At 65.0% G+C, this 13,816-nt stretch carries 15 protein-coding genes; 7 read left to right on the top strand and 8 right to left on the bottom strand.

The genetic code is table 11. The features are described from left to right. The first annotated feature begins 1 nt into the window (after position 1). Entirely contained in the window at positions 2-1,135 is a 1,134-nt protein-coding gene (locus BST44_RS03955; RefSeq protein ID WP_009953864.1) for an NDMA-dependent alcohol dehydrogenase, read from the top strand. 169 nt (positions 1,136-1,304) lie between these two features. After that, entirely contained in the window at positions 1,305-2,132 is an 828-nt protein-coding gene (locus BST44_RS03950) for an SDR family oxidoreductase (RefSeq protein ID WP_225323320.1), read from the top strand. Between the two features lie 30 nt (positions 2,133-2,162). Here the strand turns inward: BST44_RS03950 and BST44_RS03945 are convergent, their stop codons facing one another. Together BST44_RS03945 and BST44_RS03940 are read right to left on the bottom strand one after the other, a co-directional pair. Continuing rightward, complete coding sequence (locus BST44_RS03945) at positions 2,163-2,666, bottom strand: cupin domain-containing protein (protein WP_011724946.1); 504 nt, start codon at positions 2,664-2,666, stop codon at positions 2,163-2,165. Positions 2,667-2,850: 184 nt separating this feature from the next. Further along, positions 2,851-3,933 (bottom strand): Gfo/Idh/MocA family protein, encoded by a 1,083-nt coding sequence (locus BST44_RS03940; protein ID WP_009953861.1) that lies wholly within the window; start codon positions 3,931-3,933, stop codon positions 2,851-2,853. A 143-nt stretch (positions 3,934-4,076) separates the two neighbouring features. Here BST44_RS03940 and BST44_RS03935 point away from each other — a divergent pair, with 143 nt between their 5' ends. Genes BST44_RS03935 through BST44_RS03915 form a run of 5 tightly spaced genes read left to right on the top strand, consistent with a single transcriptional unit; the run spans position 4,077 to position 8,086 of the window. Beyond that, a complete protein-coding gene (locus BST44_RS03935) occupies positions 4,077-5,351 on the top strand; it encodes a cytochrome P450 (protein WP_009953860.1) in 1,275 nt (424 codons plus the stop codon). Continuing rightward, on the top strand, positions 5,348-6,151 hold the full coding sequence (locus BST44_RS03930) for an enoyl-CoA hydratase/isomerase family protein (RefSeq protein WP_014379541.1): 804 nt from the start codon (positions 5,348-5,350) through the stop codon (positions 6,149-6,151). Before BST44_RS03935 ends, BST44_RS03930 begins: the two co-directional genes overlap by 4 nt. Then, positions 6,145-6,579 (top strand): Zn-ribbon domain-containing OB-fold protein, encoded by a 435-nt coding sequence (locus BST44_RS03925; RefSeq protein WP_009953857.1) that lies wholly within the window; start codon positions 6,145-6,147, stop codon positions 6,577-6,579. Before BST44_RS03930 ends, BST44_RS03925 begins: the two co-directional genes overlap by 7 nt. Further along, positions 6,576-7,499: an SDR family NAD(P)-dependent oxidoreductase gene (locus BST44_RS03920; RefSeq protein WP_009953855.1), complete on the top strand. Its 924-nt coding sequence runs from the start codon at positions 6,576-6,578 to the stop codon at positions 7,497-7,499. The genes BST44_RS03925 and BST44_RS03920 overlap by 4 nt, the downstream gene beginning before the upstream one ends. Next, a complete protein-coding gene (locus tag BST44_RS03915) occupies positions 7,496-8,086 on the top strand; it encodes a nuclear transport factor 2 family protein (protein ID WP_009953854.1) in 591 nt (196 codons plus the stop codon). Before BST44_RS03920 ends, BST44_RS03915 begins: the two co-directional genes overlap by 4 nt. Here the strand turns inward: BST44_RS03915 and BST44_RS03910 are convergent. The 6 genes from BST44_RS03910 to BST44_RS03885 all read right to left on the bottom strand — a co-directional run bounded on the left by BST44_RS03910 (position 8,083) and on the right by BST44_RS03885 (position 13,812). Beyond that, positions 8,083-9,684 (bottom strand): AMP-binding protein, encoded by a 1,602-nt coding sequence (locus BST44_RS03910; RefSeq protein ID WP_047322059.1) that lies wholly within the window; start codon positions 9,682-9,684, stop codon positions 8,083-8,085. The genes BST44_RS03915 and BST44_RS03910 overlap by 4 nt on opposite strands. 16 nt (positions 9,685-9,700) lie before the next feature. Then, positions 9,701-10,522, bottom strand: coding sequence for a mycofactocin-coupled SDR family oxidoreductase (locus BST44_RS03905; protein WP_014379538.1), 822 nt, complete (start codon positions 10,520-10,522; stop codon positions 9,701-9,703). Next, the gene (locus BST44_RS03900; RefSeq protein WP_047322060.1) at positions 10,519-11,358 is read right to left on the bottom strand and encodes an NAD(P)-dependent oxidoreductase; all 840 of its coding nucleotides are present in this window, start codon (positions 11,356-11,358) and stop codon (positions 10,519-10,521) included. Before BST44_RS03900 ends, BST44_RS03905 begins: the two co-directional genes overlap by 4 nt. Before the next feature lie 25 nt (positions 11,359-11,383). Further along, the gene (locus BST44_RS03895) at positions 11,384-12,541 is read right to left on the bottom strand and encodes a cytochrome P450 (protein WP_047322061.1); all 1,158 of its coding nucleotides are present in this window, start codon (positions 12,539-12,541) and stop codon (positions 11,384-11,386) included. A 225-nt stretch (positions 12,542-12,766) separates the two neighbouring features. Next, a complete protein-coding gene (locus BST44_RS03890; RefSeq protein ID WP_047322062.1) occupies positions 12,767-13,582 on the bottom strand; it encodes a mycofactocin-coupled SDR family oxidoreductase in 816 nt (271 codons plus the stop codon). A 20-nt stretch (positions 13,583-13,602) separates the two neighbouring features. Then, a complete protein-coding gene (locus tag BST44_RS03885) occupies positions 13,603-13,812 on the bottom strand; it encodes a hypothetical protein (protein ID WP_047322063.1) in 210 nt (69 codons plus the stop codon). Between the last annotated feature and the right edge of the window lie 4 nt (positions 13,813-13,816).

Below are 13,816 nucleotides of genomic sequence, written 5' to 3'. Positions count from 1 at the left end.
AGTGCAGACTCAAGCAGCGGTCTTGTTCGAACGCAACACACCCTGGTCCATCGAGTCCATCGAGCTCGACGCGCCGAAGGCGACCGAGGTGCTGATCGAACTACACGCTTCGGGCATGTGTCACTCCGACGACCATCTCGTCACCGGCGACATGCCGATCCGATTGCCCTGCATCGGCGGGCACGAGGGCGCGGGCGTGGTCAAGGCCGTCGGTGAGCACGTGTCGTGGCTGTCGCCGGGCGACCACGTGGTGTTCAGCTTCATCCCGTCGTGCGGACGGTGCCCGTCGTGCTCGACGGGCCACCAGAGTCTGTGCGACCTCGGCGCAAAGATCTACTCGGGCATGCAGATTCACGACGGCACCGCTCGCCACCATCTCGGTGGCGACGACCTCGCGCTGGCCTGCGGTATCGGCTCGTTTGCCCACCACACCGTGGTGCACGAGGCCAGTTGCGTGAAGATCCCGGACCACTATCGCCTCGACCTGGCCTGTCTTCTGGGCTGCGGCTTCATCACCGGTTGGGGATCATCGGTCTATGCCGCCAACGTCAGGCCGGGCGACACCGTTGCCATCGCCGGGGTCGGTGGCATCGGCGCCGCGGCAGTCCAGGGCGCGCGGCTCGCGGGTGCCCGCACCATCACCGTCATCGACCCCTCGGAGTACAAACGGGCCGAAGCGGTCAAGATGGGAGCCACTCATACCGCGGCCGACTGGAACGAGGCGAAAGCCGTTGTTGCCGAAGCTACCTGGAACCGCGGCGTAGACAAGTTCATCTGTGCTATGGGAGTCGGTGACGGCCAACTGGTCGGCCAGGCGCTGGCCATGACGGCCAAGCGTGGCCGGCTGGTGGTCACCAACATCCACCCAATGCTGGAACGGGAGATCCGGGCTAATCTGATGGACCTCACCCTGACCGAGAAGCAGATTGTCGGAACCCTCTACGGCTCGGGCAATCCCCGTGCCGACATCCCTAAGATCCTCGAGTTGTACAGCGCCGGGCAGGTGGACCTCGAATCCATGGTCACCCGCACCTACCCCCTGGAGAAGGTCAACGACGGCTACGCCGACATGCACGCCGGCGCCAATATCCGTGGCGTACTGATTTATCCGCCCGCCGAGGGATCACTCGGCTGAGGCGATGCGGTCTCACATACGAGGTCCGCTGGGCACGTGACCGGACGATCTGGCGGCACATCGACCGAGTGCAGCGTGAGAAAGGAAGCGAGATGTCATCTCCTCGGCTGAAGTGCGTGGACACTGCCGGGACGCTCGCGACCGCGGGATGGCTCTGGGGAGGAGCGACATGATCAGCAGACATCTGGCAGGCAAGGTGGCGCTCGTGACCGGTGCAGCCAGAGGACGGGGTCGAAGCCACGCGCTACGTTTGGCCCGCGAAGGCGCAGACATCATGTTGGTAGATCTGTGTGACAACATCCCTTCGTGTGACTATCCGCTCGCCACTAGCGAAGACCTCGACCGCACCGCTTGCATGATCGAGAAGCTCGACCGACGAGCGGCGGTGTACCGCTGCGATGTCTGCGATCGAACCGAAATGGAGATCGCAGTCGACACCGCGGTACGGCAACTCGGCGCGCTCGACGTCGTCGTCGCGAGCGCCGCCATCGCCCCAACTCGGGCGGAAGCCCCGATCGCGGCCTTCATCGATACGTTCGACGTCGACTTTCTCGGCGTGGTAAACACTTTCAGCGCCGCGATGCCACGATTGAGCGAAGGCGCGTCCCTTATCGCTTCTGGTCCCTCATCGTCGGCGCAAGGACCTCTCCACGATCGGCCGCAGGGACCCAGCGGGGCGGCGTATGAACTCGCGCAGTCGATGGTTTCGCAGTATGTGCAGATGCTAGCTAAACAGCTTGCGCCACTTGGTATTCGGGTGAATACCGCCAGCGGTTCGGAGAACGGCTACGACTCTGGCTACGCCGGACGGCTGTATCGGCCCGTCATGCTCGACGTTGATCGCGTTGGCGCGGCGTCGCTTTCCACCATGTCATGGCCTGTTACGACCTGGGCTGACACGGATGCGTCCGCCGCGGTGGCATTCTTGGCGGCGGACGAATCGCGAGCGATAACCGGCCGGCACGTGACGGTTGATGCCGGCTCGTCCCTCAACTAACCCGACGACCGGGCGCTACACCCGCGCGGCTCAGGTCGACGCCACCCAGTTGGTAATCGATGAGGTGAATGAGGCACCCAGTTTGGCACGTATCCACGGCGGTAGATTTTTTGGCATCGGTAACGGTACCGACCGGGCGCCACGCGCCTCGAGCAGTGCCTCGTACGCGGCGGTATCGCCGCCGAACGGTTGTCCCTCACCGGCGATGAACCCATACAGTTCACACCCCTGCGGGCCGGCCTCCCAAGGTCCGAATACGTCCCCCCACTCAAGCATGATGTGCGTGCCTGCGCGGGCGACCACGTCGCCGCAGCGGATCTCGCCGGCCAGGATGAAATTGCTGTGATCGCCGGTGTGACCGTGCTGCGAGGAGATGGCCCCCGGGTCCCACTTGTTCCAGAACGCGAAGTACCGGGGAGACAGCTCAATCCACTTCTCCCATATCGACGCCGTACGGCCATCTGCGAACTCATAACGCAGCATCTCCTCAGCCGGTACGTCGTCGAGATGCTTGATCGACGGTCCGCCTCTCATTGGGCACTTCCCTTCCGCTACTGATTACGTCCCGACTACAGCCCTCTGCGCTTGACGATCAATCACATCGTCGGAGCCAACGGCAGGCGATCACGACGTTGCAAGCCGCGCCGTTGTTCACTCTTGACGCAGTTCATTCGGGTCGCGCCACCGTCGAGGTGAAGCCTATTTTTAGTCGCACATCTCAAACCTGCACCTGCTCCCACCCTCCGCCTTCGGCGGAGCGGTGCGCGGCGTCGATCACCGCGAGCGACAACAGCCCGTCCTCGAAGGTAGCCGCGCCGCTGGGACCACCGTCGAACGCGGGCAGCCAGTCCTGCAGCATCAGCGCCATAGCCCTGCTGGCGTGACCCGCCAGGCCCCCGGGCAACCGCTCGGGGTGCGCGGGCTCGCGTTCATCCACCGTCAGGGGACTCAATCCCGCATCGGTGGCGGCGCCGAGGCTGTATGCCGCGGAACGCAAGTCGCCGTCGCCGATGATGGTGCCATCGGAGCCGAACAATTCGAGGCGGTAGTGATCGGCGTGGGCGCCCATAACGGAGAGGCTCAAAATGACGGTCACCCCCGACTCCATACGCATCAGCAGTGCCGCGGTGTCATCGGCGGTGACCGGTAGGGTCCCCCCGTCGGGCAGTTCGCGGACAGGATCGCTGGTGCGCACCTCCGCGCACACCGACACCGGGCGGCCGAGCAGGCTGGTCAGGAAGTCCAGATCGTGCACCAGCATGCCGGCCAGATAGCCGCCGCCCTGCTCGCGGTCGTACATCCAATGTGCCTGCAGTGGATGACTCGGATGCCAATACGACGCGCTGCGACTGACCCGGGCGAGGTACTGCGAACCGAGAAAGCCCGAGCGCACCTTGTCGGCGACTGCCAACCAGTCCGGGTTCCACCGGTTTTCGAAACAGCAGGCGGTGGGCAGCTTGGAATCGGTCGCAGCACGCACCATGTGGCGGGCCGCTTCGAGGTCGCCCGCCAGCGGCTTCTCGCACAACACCGGCTTACCCGCCGCCAGTGCGGCGATCGTCATTTCGTGGTGCAGCACGGTGGGAGTCGCGACCGAGATGACGTCTAGGTCGTCGCGGGTAACGAAAGACTGCCAATCGGTGGAGGTCTGTTCGATGCCCAGTTTGGCCGCCGCACGCTCCAGCCGATCGGGTGTACGCGCACAGAGCGCGACGGGCTCGAAGCCCTTCGCCGCCCGGAAACCGGGCACCTGCACACGTGCGCCCCACCCGACGCCGATGATGCCGACCCGTAAAGTCATGTGCTCTTCTCCGTTCCTCCGTTTGCAGTGACACTAACGTTAGATAACTCGTGCCGCGAGCGAACAAATATTGAGACATTGCCCGATCTGATCTAGCACCCCGGCATTGCCTATAAGTGACATGGGTGCCAGAATCGGGTGCTGTGAGCGCGATCGACACCGACGAGCAGCAGTTCGCACCACTGATCGATCTGCGGTGGTGGCAGGAGCGTCCGGCTGAACGGAGCGAGCTCTACCGGCGCCTTCGCGAGGCCGGCGGCCCGGTGTTCGTCCGCACCAACCGACCCGACTCGCCGCGGCCCCGCGGGTTCTGGGCGATCGGCGCCCACCGCGACGTCGTCGACATCAGCCGCCGCCCCGGCGACTTCAGTTCCGGGCAGGGCACGCAGATCTTCGACCAGACCGCCGAGATGCGCGAATACCGCGGCTCCATCATCGACATGGACGATCCCGAACACATGCGGCTGCGCAAGATTGTCTCGCGGGGCTTCACCCCCCGCATACTCTCCGAGCTGCGTGGCCTGGTCGAAGAGACCACCGCCGAGATCCTCGAGGAGATGCCGCGCACGGGTGAGTGCGACTTCGTCTCTTCGTTCGCCACGCTGCTGCCGCTGCGCATTATCGACACCATGCTCGGCGTTCCACGCGAACACGAACAGTTCATCCTGCGGGCGACCAACATCGTGCTCGGCGCCTCGGACCCCGAGTACGTACCCGACCAGACCGTCGCGGGCATCGGAGCCGCGGTCACCGAGATCAGCGAGCAGCTCATCGAGTTGCTCAAGGGCATCGCCGAGGACCGCATCGCCCATCCCCGCGACGACGTGATCAGCAAACTGGTCAACTCCGACGAAGAAAACCTCACACCCCAGGAGCTGGCGAAGTTCTTCATCCTGCTGATCGGCGCGGGCAACGAGACCACCCGCAATGCACTTACCCACGGGCTGCTCATTCTCAGCGCCCACCCCGAGCAGCGCGACCGACTGTTGGCGAACTACGACGACATGGTGTCCACCGCGGTCGAGGAGATCCTGCGATACGCCAGCCCGGTGATCCACTTTCGCCGTACGGTGACCCGCGACGGCGTGACGCTGACCGACGCCCACGGCGAGGTCACCCACACCTTCAACGCCGGCGACAAAGTTGTGGTCTGGTATCCCGCCGCCAACCGCGACCCCGCGGTCTTCGACCAGCCGGAGCGCTTCGACATCGCGCGGAAACCCAACAACCACATCGCTTTCGGCGGCCCGGGACCGCACTATTGCCTGGGTGCGCACCTGGCCCGGCTTGAGCTGAACGTGGCATTCCAGATGCTCTACGCGCGCTACCCTGACATCACCGCCGCGGGCGAACCGGTCATGCTGAGGTCGAACTTCGTTAACGGCATCAAACACCTGAAGGCCACGTACACACCATGAACACGCAGGCAGCAGTTTTGTCCGACATCGCGGACGGCGTCTTGACGATCACCCTGAACCGGCCCGAAGCCGCCAACGCGGTACGTCCCGACGACCGCGATGCCCTCATCGCGCTACTGGCCGCCGCCGACGCCGACGAGAAGGTACGTGTGGTGGTGTTGCGGGCCAACGGCAAGCACTTCTGCTCCGGCGCCGACGTTGGATCGCTCGCCGAACGGCGCGCGCGGGGCCAGAAGCGAGTGCTGGAGCCTACCCGGCGCATCATGAACGGCGCCCAGAAGCTGGTGGCCAGCGTGCTGGACTGCAATAAACCGGTGATTGCCGCAGTGCATGGTGCGGCGACGGGCCTAGGGGCCCACGTCGTGTACGCCTCCGACCTGGTGATCGCTACCGAAAACGCCTACTTCGCAGAGTCATTCGTCAAGCGTGGGCTGGTTGTCGACGGCGGCGGCTGTTATCTACTGCCCCGCCGCATTGGCATGCAGAAAGCCAAGGAGATGGCGTTCTTCGGCGAAAAGCTCTCAGCCACCGAAGCATTCACGCTGGGTCTGGTGAACCGGGTGGTCAGCGCCGCCGACTTCGACGCTACGGTCGCCGACTTCGCCGGCCGGCTGGCCGGAGCGCCGACCTCCGCGATCGCGTTCACCAAACGGCTGCTCAACGACTCACCCGACACCGACCGCTCCGGTGCATTCGTCGCGGAGGCAATGGCACAGGAGATCCAGTCGTATTCACACGACTCCACCGAGGGCGTGCAGGCGTTCGTGGAGAAACGACCGACCGAGTTCACCGGGTGGTAAAGGTGGCTCGCGCTGACATTCCGACCATCGACGCGGCAAGCGCTCCCTACTGGGAGGCCGCCAGGCAGGGTCAATTGTTGATCGCCGAATGCTCAGCGTGCGGCAAGGTCCATCACTACCCCCGCCCGTTCTGCCCGTTCTGCTGGAGCGAGGACGTTGCGCCCGTACAGGCCAGCGGAACTGGAACCCTTTACACGTATTCGACTGTCTACGTGAATGATCTGGCGCCGTTCAAGGAGCGAGTGCCGTATGTCGCCGCGCTCGTCGAACTGACCGAAGGCCCTCGGCTGATGACGACGATTGAAGGCGCGGACTTCGACGACCTTCGGGTCGGAATGCCGGTTACCGCCGTCTTCCGCCCGGTCGACGACACCGATCCCGACAGCCCCTATCTGACAGTCTTCACACCTAGCGAGGAGAACCCATGACCGGACTGCTCGATGGCAAAGTCGCCCTGGTGACCGGGGCGGGGCACGGCATCGGCCGGGGCCACGCTCTCGAACTCGCCAAGCACGGCGCCACCGTGATCGTCAACGACCTCGGCACCAGCCTGTCCGGCGAGGGCACCGGCAAGGTGGCCGACGAGGTGGTGGCGATCATCGAAAGCCGCGGTGGTACCGCTGTTTCCGACTTCAGCGATGTCGGCGACGAGGAGCAGGTCGACCTCGCCGTCGAGCGTGCCTACTCGCAGCTGGGGCGGCTGGACATCGTCGTCAACAACGCAGGAATCGTTCGCGACAAGGCGATCTGGAACATGACCGCCGACGATTTCGACCTGGTGATGCGGGTGCACGTTCGCGGTAGCTGGCTCACCAGCCGCGCGGTCGCTCGCAAGTGGCGCGCGGAATCGAAGGAATCCGGCGGAAAGGTCTACGGCCGAATCATCAACACCACCTCCGGCGCCGGTCTGCACGGCCACTTCGGGCAGACCAATTACAGCGCGGCCAAGGCCGCAATCGTCGGTCTGACCCAGACACTGAGCCTGGAGTTGGCGTCGATCGGCGCCACCGTCAACGCGATCAGCCCGGGTGGGCGCACCCGGATGTCGGCCTCCATGCCCGGCGCGCAGGCTCCGATCGAGCCCGACGAGCGCGCGGAGGACGAGTTCGACCCCAAGGACCCCTCACTGGGGTCGCCGGTGGTGGCCTGGCTGGCCAGCCCCGAGGCCGGCCACGTCAGCGGTCAAGTGATCCGTGCGATGGGCGAACATCTCCAGCTCCTGAAGGGCTGGCACCCCGTCGCGTCTGTCTCGAATGGCGAAAAGCGCTGGGATGCACAAAAACTCGGCGCCATCATGGCCACCGACGTGTTCGGCACCCGAAACACGGGCCTGCGGCTCGGAGGATGAAAACCACGGCGGACGTCGAAGAGGTCGAGCGGGAGTTCCGGCGGTATTTCATGACCGGGCCGGTACTCGAGGACTGGCACGCCTGGGCACACCTGTTCACCGAAGACGCGACGTACTTCGACCACTTCTACGGAACGTTCACCGGCCCGGCGGAGATCACCAAGTTCCTCGAGGGGACGATGGGAGCGGCACCGCAGGTCTACAGCCCGCTCGTCTGGTACGTCGTCGACGGCGCCCGCGTCGCGTACAAGGTGGTCAACCGTGCCGACAACCCGGAGCCGGGCGGGGCGCCCATCGACTTCCCCTCGTATCAATTCATCGAGTATGCCGGCGGCGGTAAGTGGCGTTCCGAGGAGGACGTTTGGATTCCGGCCGAGATGAAGCAATTCGCGAAGCGCTATGCCACGGCCGCCGACGCACATCCGCAAACGCTGCAACAGAAGTTGCGCCGCGAGGACTGGGGCTCCTGGGTGGACTGGGCACGCCCCGAACCGGGACATAAGGCAGCGCCGTCATGGCTGGACAAGGCCGGCTTCACGCCGTTCTCCGGCATTGCGGACATCGACTTCGGGGTCCGGTCACACTAACGCCCAGCGGCGCCGAAGTGGTCACTGCGCAGTTGCGCTTTGCGCACTTTGCCCAACGACGTGCGCGGTAGCTCGTCGACGATGGCGAGACGTTCCGGGGTCTTCTGCCGGGCCAGCCCGGATGCCGCGAAGTGGGCCCGCAGGTCGTCGAGGTTGAGCGCATACCCGGGTTTGAGCACCACGACCGCGGCGACCACGTCGCCGTAACGCGAATCCGGGGCTGCGACGGCAACACCGTCGGCGACCGCAGGGTGTGCGTTGAGCACCTCTTCGACCTGACCCGAGGAGATGGTCTCGCCACCGCGGATGATGACGTCCTTGATCCGGTCGGTGATGGTCAATCTGCCGTGGGCGTCAAGGTGCCCGAGATCGCCGGTGCGAAACCAACCGTCGTCAGTGAACGCCTCAGCGTTCAAAGCGTAATCCTGGTAGCCGACGAATTGATCGGGACCGCGCACGACGACCTCGCCATCTATCCCGATCGGGCAGTCCGCGCCGTCGGACCCGACGATGCGAATCTCTGAGCCCGGGAGCGGTTTTCCATCGGTACTCAGCCGGGCCCACTGCGGCTGTCCCTCGTGTTCGCCGGTGACGGTGGGATGTTCGGTGGCGCCGTAACTGCGGAAGGTGCTGATCCCCGCTTGCGCAGCACGCCGGCCGATCTCCTCGGCGACCGGTGCGGCGCCGACCAGAAACTCCCGCAGACTTGCCAGCTTGTCTCCGGTGTCACCCAGATCAAGGATGCCCGCGAGGTGAAATGGTGTGCCCGCAGTGCAGGTCACGCCGAAACGGTGCACCACCTCGACCGCCTGCGCCGGGTCCCAACCATCCATGAAGACAGTCCGGGCGCCGCTGAGCAACGGCCGCAGCATCGACCCGACGCCCGCGATGTGGCCCGGCGGAAAGGTCACCAGCGACACGTCGTCGGGTTTACCGGCCAGCAGCGCCGGCATGGTTCTCTGCTCGGCGAGAACCGTGTTGTGGGTGTGCTGTACACCTTTAGGCGCCGACGCGGTGCCCGATGTGTACAGCAGCAGACAGATATCGTCGGCGGCCACTGCGGGGCGCCGGTACCGGGCGGCGGATGTGTCCAGTTGCGACCACGCGAGATAGCCCTCGCCCGACTCGGCGTCTAGCATGACGACATGCTGCAGTGAGTCGATCCGCGAAAGATCTTGCAGCCTTTTGCTATACACGATCGATCCGTGCCGCTCTGGCATGATCAGTACCTTTGCAGCCGACTGGTCGAGAACGAAGGCCACCTCGGCCATACCGTAGATGTGCACGATCGGCACCAGCACTGCCCCGCACAACAACACCGCCTGATAAGCGACTGCACACTCGACACGATTGGTCAGCTGTACCGCGACGGCGTCGCCGTCGCGCACCCCCAGCCGCTGCAACGACGCCGCCAACGCCACGGCCCGGTCGTGGATTTCGCATACCGTCGGACTGGACACCGAATCGCCGATGATGAAAGTCAACGGCACGTCCTTGTGCTCGACCGCCCCCGCTTCGAATGCGTCCAGGCAGGTGCGGTCGGAGTACCAACCGGCGCTATACCACTTGTCGCGCAGCTGACGGTGGTCGAAAGGCATCAGATCCGGCGATTCGCTAGAACTGCGCCATGCCCTGGTCGACCGACAAACGGGTGGCGGTCACATAGCGCGACTCGTCGGAGGCCAGCCAACACACCGCGGCGGCAACGTCTTCCGGCTCGCAGGCCCATTGCGGCAGGAACGGGGTCCCCATGTTGTTCAGCGTGGGGTTGGTCTCGATCGCGGCGAACAGCGCGGCAATCATGTCGCCACCGCCCATCGGAGTGTTGACCGGACCGGGATGCACGCTGTTGACCCTGATGTCGTGCTTGCCCAGCTCCGCGGCGAAGGCCCGGGCCATCCCTGTGACGGCATGCTTGCTAGCGGTGTAGTGCACCATGTAGGGCTGCACCTTGACACCGGCGTAGGAGCTGATCAGGATGATCGACCCGCCCCGACCCCCGTCGATGATCCGCTGCGCGCCCGCCATCACCGTGTTCCACGTGCCAGTCACGTTGACGTCGATGATGTCGCGAAACGACTCGGGCGTGATCTCGTTCCACGGCGCCGGGACACATATTCCGGCGTTGGCCACGATGACGTCCAGCCGGCCGTAGGCCTCGACGCCCTCGTCGACGGCCGTCCGCAGCGCATCCAGATCGCGGATGTCCGCGGCGGTAGCCATGATTCGGCCACCTGTCGCTTTCACCATCTCCACCGTCTCGGCGAAGTCATCGGCGGTGGCCGACGGGTAGCGCACTGAGTCAGGTAATGGGCCCGCCAGGTCGACGGCGATGATGTCGGCCCCTTCTTCGGCCATCCGCACCGCGTGTGCACGGCCCTGTCCCCTTGCGGCGCCGGTAATGAAGGCCACCTTCCCCGCGAGCCGGCCCGTCATCGGTCTGACCCTGCGGTCGCCGAGTCGACGTCCAGGGCCAGCGGCCCCTCGCGCACTGCGGTGCCCAACAGTCCCAGCTCCACACCCGCCTCGGCCGCCGCCTCACGGCACGCCGAGATGTCCTTCCGCAGGAACGGCCCCGCCAGTTCTTCGAAACGATCCATCCCGCCGATGCGATGGGCGTGGGCGGCCACATGGCTCCCGGCGCTGCACACCTGCAGGGTGGACAGCAACACACTCGGGTCGACACCTAGCCGAACGCCCAGATGCGTTGCTGCACAGAGAAGTTGAGCATTGGCTGCGAATAGAAGATTGTTGATCAACTTGAGCGCCAACGCGCTGCCCAGTGCGCCGGTCGCCACCACCGGGTCGGCATATGCGGCCAGGATCGGCGTCACCGATGCGACGGCATCACTCGGCCCGCCGATCAACACGGTCAGCGTGCCCGCATCGATGTTCTCGACGGTGCCACTGACCGGCGCGTCGAGGACGATCGGCGCCGCGGCAGAACTGTCCCGCAACGCCTCGAGGGTGGACAGTGTGCCGGTCGTGTGAGAGACGAACACCGCACCCGGCTTCGCATTGGCGATGAAACCGCCCGCGCCGAGGCCAGTTTCGCGCAGTTGCGCGTCGGAGAAGAGGCACGAGATGAGGACGTCGCTCCCGCGCGCGAGGTCGGCCACCGAAGCGGCCGCCACCGCGCCTTTCGCCTCCAAACGCCGGCGAATCTCCTCGCGGCGGGCGTACACCGAGACATCGTGGCCGGCGCCGAGCAATCGCTTGACCATCGGCTCGCCGAGTTGTCCGGCGCCGAGGAATCCGACGGTGTTGGGCATTGTGCTTTCCTATGGGTCGACGGCCTCAGCCCCACGTCAGGTTCAGTGAATCCACGCCGAACACCTGACCGCCATGCTCGATAGCCTCGCCAACGAGTTGGTAATCCGGAATGCGCTTGTGCCACTCCTCCAGCACCACCGCCAGCTCTTGCCGGGCGAGATGCGAACCCAAGCACCGGTGCGGGCCGCCGCCGAAGGACAGGTGACGTGTGACGCCGCGGTCGAAGTCGACCGTGCGGGCATTGGTGTAGGCCGATTCGTCCCGGCCTGCGAACGCCAGCGAGAACGACGCCATGTCGCCCGCCTTGACCGGGCACCCGTGGAAGTCCATGTCCCGGGTCGCCTTTCGCGCGGTCTGCACGATCGGATAAACCCGAAGCAGTTCCTCCACGGCCCTCGGAATGAGTTGCGGTTCGGCGACGATCCGGGCGCGGTCGGCCGGATGGGTGGCCAGATGCAGCATTGCGTACGACAGCTGGTTGGAGACCGTGTCGAGCCCGGCCATGAACAACAGCAGCAGGCAGTTGAGCAGCTCCAGGTCGTTGATCGGTTCGCCGTCGATGGCCCAGTCGATGGCCTTGCTAACGATGTCGTCGGCATCCGGGTCACGGTTCTCGCGCCGCTGCTGAATCAGGCCCGAGAAGTAGCCCATCACATGCGTCATGCCTTCGAGCCGGGCCGCGTTGACTTCCTCACCCACCCCGCTCTGATGCAGGATCATGTCCTCCCATGCCAGGAACTTCTCGAGATCCTCCACGGGCATGCCCATGATCGTCAGGAAGACCGTCGACGGGAAGACGCGCGAGATCCGCGCAACGAAGTCGCACCCAACCTCGCCCGCGACCTGGTCGATCAGTTCCGCGGCCAACTTCTGCTGCGCGTCGCGCAGGCCCTTGACGCGACCCGGTGAGAAGTACTCGGCCAGCACATGGCGCCACTTGGCATGGTCGGGCGGGTCGATCATGATCGGGATCCACTTGTACGGCGGCTCCGGTTCCGTCGGCACGATGACGCTGCTGGACCAGAGCTCCGGGTGCTGGAGTCCGTCCAGGATCACGGAGTTGTCGGTGAACACCCAGTAATCAATGCCGGCCTCGGTGTTGCGGAAGACCGGCCGGGCCTCGTCCTGACACTCATCCAGCAGATGGAAGTGCGCTAGCGCCGGCGACTCCGGAGTGTTCATCTCGATATTCTTCACGGGACATGTTGCCGTTGGCTGGTTCTGGATCATGACGTCCTTCCGTACCGCCGAGAACGAGCGCGATTACAGGCACGCGCGGCTCGCATATTACGACAGTCCACTGTCAATCTAGCGCGGATTGCTACGACGGATCCAAAGCGGAATCGTCGAACTAGGTTAACTATGTCGGGAGGCGAACGCAATACTCCTCGACATCCGCCCGGACCGTCAACGGACGGCGAAGCCGGCGTCGAGCGGCCAGGCGGTGCCGGTGATGAACTTCGCCTCTTCGGACACCAGGAACGCCACCGCGTTGGCGATGTCCTCCGGCATCAGGATCTGGGTCGGCAGCGCGTTCTGCATCGCCGCGACCGCGGTGTCGTTGGCTTCCAGCAGCTTGCCCATGGTCTCGTTCATCACCATTCCGGTGGCGACACCGGTCGGATGGATGGTGTTGACGCGGATGGAGTACTGCGCGAACTCGTTCGCCCACACCTGCATCAATCCGACTAGCCCGCGCTTGGCCGCGGTGTATGCCTGACCGCCAGCCCGATCCGTGCCGGTGCCCTTGAGTCCCGCACTCGACGACGTCAGCACGATCGATCCGCCGCGTCCACCGTCGATGAGGGATGGGATAGCCGCTTCCACGGTGTTCCACACGCCGATGAGGTTGACATCGATGATGTCGCGAAAGGTCTGCCGTCGGTCGCCACCAGGGCCCAGTCGAATGACGCCGGCGTTTGCGATCACGACGTCGAGGCGGCCGAACTCGGCGAGCCCGTCTGCCACCACCTGCTCGACGGCGTCGGCGTCACGCACGTCGGCCTGCCGGGCCACGACGCGTCTACCTTCCTTCTCGACGAGCTTGACGGTCTCGTCGAGATCCTCCGGACTGGCGTTGGGATAGTCGATGGAGTCGATATCGCGGCAGATGTCGAGTGCGATGATGTCCGCGCCGTCCGCCGCAAGTCGGACCGCATGTGCGCGACCCTGGCCGCGGGCCGCTCCGGTGATGAAGGCGACTTTGCCGTTCAGATTACCCATGGGCCTTTGCTCCTCAGCATCTATCCAGTCACGCTGCCCGTGTGAATGCGGGCTTGCCGCAGGCCTTCCTGCGGATCGTCGACGTCGACGTCCCAGTCACCGCACGAGCACGTACAACGGAAATGACCATTGACGGGCAGGATCGCCTGACCGTCACACGATCCGCCGGTGTTGGCAATGCTGCTGAGGAACTCCAGGGGCTTTTCGTGGAGAGCGCTGTCATCGGACACGGCG

This window comes from Mycobacterium scrofulaceum, assembly GCF_002086735.1.
GTDB lineage: Bacteria > Actinomycetota > Actinomycetes > Mycobacteriales > Mycobacteriaceae > Mycobacterium > Mycobacterium scrofulaceum.
Note: the sequence above shows the minus strand (reverse complement) of the source record. Positions and strands in the feature narration are given on the sequence as shown.

What these genes read in the sequence shown, in the direction of transcription:
- BST44_RS03930 (WP_014379541.1), top strand. Translation starts at nt 5,348, where the DNA reads ATGAACACGCAGGCAGCAGTTTTGTCCGACATCGCGGACGGCGTCTTG.
- BST44_RS03895 (WP_047322061.1), bottom strand. Translation starts at nt 12,541, where the DNA reads ATGAACACTCCGGAGTCGCCGGCGCTAGCGCACTTCCATCTGCTGGAT.
- BST44_RS03900 (WP_047322060.1), bottom strand. Translation starts at nt 11,358, where the DNA reads ATGCCCAACACCGTCGGATTCCTCGGCGCCGGACAACTCGGCGAGCCG.
- BST44_RS03945 (WP_011724946.1), bottom strand. Translation starts at nt 2,666, where the DNA reads ATGAGAGGCGGACCGTCGATCAAGCATCTCGACGACGTACCGGCTGAG.
- BST44_RS03940 (WP_009953861.1), bottom strand. Translation starts at nt 3,933, where the DNA reads ATGACTTTACGGGTCGGCATCATCGGCGTCGGGTGGGGCGCACGTGTG.
- BST44_RS03910 (WP_047322059.1), bottom strand. Translation starts at nt 9,684, where the DNA reads ATGCCTTTCGACCACCGTCAGCTGCGCGACAAGTGGTATAGCGCCGGT.
- BST44_RS03915 (WP_009953854.1), top strand. Translation starts at nt 7,496, where the DNA reads ATGAAAACCACGGCGGACGTCGAAGAGGTCGAGCGGGAGTTCCGGCGG.
- BST44_RS03950 (WP_225323320.1), top strand. Translation starts at nt 1,305, where the DNA reads ATGATCAGCAGACATCTGGCAGGCAAGGTGGCGCTCGTGACCGGTGCA.
- BST44_RS03920 (WP_009953855.1), top strand. Translation starts at nt 6,576, where the DNA reads ATGACCGGACTGCTCGATGGCAAAGTCGCCCTGGTGACCGGGGCGGGG.
- BST44_RS03890 (WP_047322062.1), bottom strand. Translation starts at nt 13,582, where the DNA reads ATGGGTAATCTGAACGGCAAAGTCGCCTTCATCACCGGAGCGGCCCGC.
- BST44_RS03905 (WP_014379538.1), bottom strand. Translation starts at nt 10,522, where the DNA reads ATGACGGGCCGGCTCGCGGGGAAGGTGGCCTTCATTACCGGCGCCGCA.